Annotated in this window: 2 protein-coding genes, 1 pseudogene and 2 riboswitches; of the genes and pseudogenes, 2 read left to right on the top strand and 1 reads right to left on the bottom strand. The window is 44.5% G+C overall.

What is annotated here, in order from left to right; translation table 11 throughout:
- A partial coding sequence (gcvT, locus tag V7D75_RS08490) for a glycine cleavage system aminomethyltransferase GcvT (protein ID WP_333614215.1) occupies nt 1–1,171 on the bottom strand: 1,171 nt, incomplete at its 3' end.
- Between the two features lie 183 nt (nt 1,172–1,354).
- Nucleotides 1,355–1,513, bottom strand: a riboswitch (glycine riboswitch).
- Nucleotides 1,514–1,565: 52 nt separating this feature from the next.
- Nucleotides 1,566–1,702: riboswitch (glycine riboswitch) on the bottom strand.
- 236 nt (nt 1,703–1,938) lie between these two features.
- Here gcvT and V7D75_RS08485 point away from each other — a divergent pair.
- Nucleotides 1,939–2,259: a YcgL domain-containing protein gene (locus tag V7D75_RS08485; RefSeq protein WP_333614214.1), complete on the top strand. Its 321-nt coding sequence runs from the start codon at nt 1,939–1,941 to the stop codon at nt 2,257–2,259.
- Nucleotides 2,260–2,510: 251 nt separating this feature from the next.
- Nucleotides 2,511–2,695: pseudogene (locus V7D75_RS08480) on the top strand (hypothetical protein); the annotation flags it as partial.

Here is a 2,695-nt window from a genome sequence, read left to right as displayed (position 1 = left end):
GCTTGCCATTACGCACAAAGGGCAGCTTGACAACGCGGACGTCGACGAATTTACCCTTGCCGCGCAAATCGACCTGCACGCTATCGTCATCTGATAAGCTGGCAGGCACACGGGCAATAGCAATCGAATTTTTTAGGCTAGGGGAGAAAGTGCCACTGGTAATAAGACCCGTTTGCTCGTTGTCTGATCCTTGATTGATGGTCACGGTCATGCCTTCACGTAAGACGCCGCGTGTCGTCAATAGTAAACCGACTTGCTTCATGGCACTGTTGTCATTTTTTGCTTGTTGACGCTTACTTACTAAGGCGTCACGGCCGATAAAGACGCGCTCGTCTTTTAGCGCCAGTGTCCAGCCCATATTGCACTCATAAGGGCTGATTTCTTCGTCCATGTCATGACCATAAAGGTTCATGCCCGCTTCCATACGCAAGGTATCACGCGCGCCAAGACCAGCAGGTTTGACACCATTGGCTTTTAATTGCTCAAAAAACGCTGGTGCATCATCGCCATGCATGATTACTTCAACGCCGTCTTCGCCTGTATAGCCAGTGCGCGCCACAAACCAATCTTTGCCTTCGATATCGGTTAAATCAGCACCAACGAAAGGCTTAAGGGCAGCCAGTGTATCTGCCCAACTCGGTTTGACTTCTGCCAGCTTTGCAACGGCATTCGGGCCTTGGACCGCGAGCATAGCCAAGTCATCACGTTCCGTTAAAGCAACATCAAAATCTTCGGCAACTTTTTCAAATTGTGCCATGTCTTTATCACGGGTAGCCGCATTTGACACGATACGATATTCGCTCGCGTCTTCATTCATCAGATAAACGATTAAATCGTCAATGATACCGCCTTGCTCATTGAGCATCGGAGAGTAAAGTGCTTTACCGACGGTTTTTAATTTATCGACATCATTGGCAAGAAGCTTTTGCAACCATGCTTTGGCATCCGAGCCTTTAATATCAACAACGACCATATGTGAGACATCAAACATCCCTGCGTCGGTACGCACGGCTTCGTGTTCTTCGATTTGTGAACCATAATGGATTGGCAATTCCCAACCAGAGAAATCCACCAGTTTGCCATCACTATCAAGGTGCGACTGGTAAAGGGGCGTGCGTTTAGGGGCGGAAGCGCTGGTATTTTGAGAATTGGTATTGTGAGCGTCGGTCATAACAAATCCTTATGGAACATCAGCAGCACTTGATAAACAGGTATAAAATATCAAAGTAGCAGCGCAGATGTACATTATCATAGTAGTGAGTAGCAATCTTGCAGGGCGCAAGCAGTGCAACCAAGGGTCGTACAAAAAAAATAGAACAATTAGCCAAACAGACGCCAAACGTCGGTTTAAGCAAAAGCCCTATCTGTCCTGTAACCTGAGATTTTCAACACGAACCATCATTGTGATTTTTTAAAGCAAAAGCCTTAAAAAGTCCAAGCAAATGATGTCGCATTTTCTCCCCTTCGGTGGGTAAGGCGTCGTCCGTCCTTACCGCTCTCCAGATTTGTTATGTCTTATGTTTTGGAATGCTATGCAGTTGCGATAGCAATAAAACAGTTGTGACATATGTTTTTCAGTCCTTTTACCTGAGCGATTGGCAGGGTGTATGCGCCTTCGGTGGTCATCAAGCAGTTATCAGCGCGGCTCGTAAATATAAGCGCACTTAATACCATGCCTAAGACTCTCTCCTGAAAAACGCTTTTATTATGAAAGGTTCAGCCCGTTTTTACAAGCTATCTGCCGCATTAAAGTCGATAATGTTGTTAAAAACAACTTTTTAGCAGCAGAGCTGATAAGTTTATGAATAAATAGTACCGGTGCAAGATCGTTAAATGAGCGGACTTTACAGTGATTTACCATAGCAGAACGTAAAGCGACTACTGAAAGTGGGCGCAAATATGCTAATCTATGGCGATAGTTTCTGATAGGTTGTTTTTATGCATTGCGATATTTATAAATTTCCCAAACATGACGATATGTATGTTTACATTGCGCGTCCTGATTACCCTGATGATACCGATGAGCTTAGAGACTGGTTTGGTATACTGCCAAAAGAATTTCGGGCAAGTTTAGGACGTAGTCAGTTTGTCATGCATTTAGACTTGGCGAGCACACCAAAATTGGCGCGTGTTGACAAAGAAGAAGTATTGGCAAAACTAAAGACGCAAGGGTATTTTGTGCAGTTGCCGCCGCAAGATGTCATGCGTCGTCAAGCTGAGCTACGCGCCCGTGAAGCGCAGGACAATATCTACGATTAATAGCTGTTTTAAAATTAAGAAACTTTTTTTAAAATTAAGAGACTTGGCTTAAATGCACCAAAAAAGCGACGAAACATTTGCGCTTATGCATTTTGCTAGCAAGTCGTGATAAACTAATCGCCATTAGACATGCATAATTGAGTGCAGCTGATGATTATGTATTTTGTCGAATTTTTAGTCTGAAAAAACTTACCCTATACCGCTTGACGCCTTACGCGCCGCAGGTAATAAACGCAGGTAAAGAAACACGCATGGATTGGTTAAAAGGCATTATAGACAGCTTACCGATAGGCGCTATCAGTGATATCCTCGGTGAGATTACGATTTGGTGGGGGCAACTGGTCAAAGATGTGCCACCCGCAGACTTACCTATGTATGCGTATCTTGGCGGCGTGATTATCGTTTTGATACTCTGGTTGTTGGTTGCTCGTATTTT

It is taken from the genome of Psychrobacter sp. (assembly GCF_036731945.1).
Taxonomy (GTDB): domain Bacteria; phylum Pseudomonadota; class Gammaproteobacteria; order Pseudomonadales; family Moraxellaceae; genus Psychrobacter.
Note: the sequence above shows the minus strand (reverse complement) of the source record. Positions and strands in the feature narration are given on the sequence as shown.

What these genes read in the sequence shown, in the direction of transcription:
- V7D75_RS08485 (WP_333614214.1), top strand. Translation starts at nt 1,939, where the DNA reads ATGCATTGCGATATTTATAAATTTCCCAAACATGACGATATGTATGTT.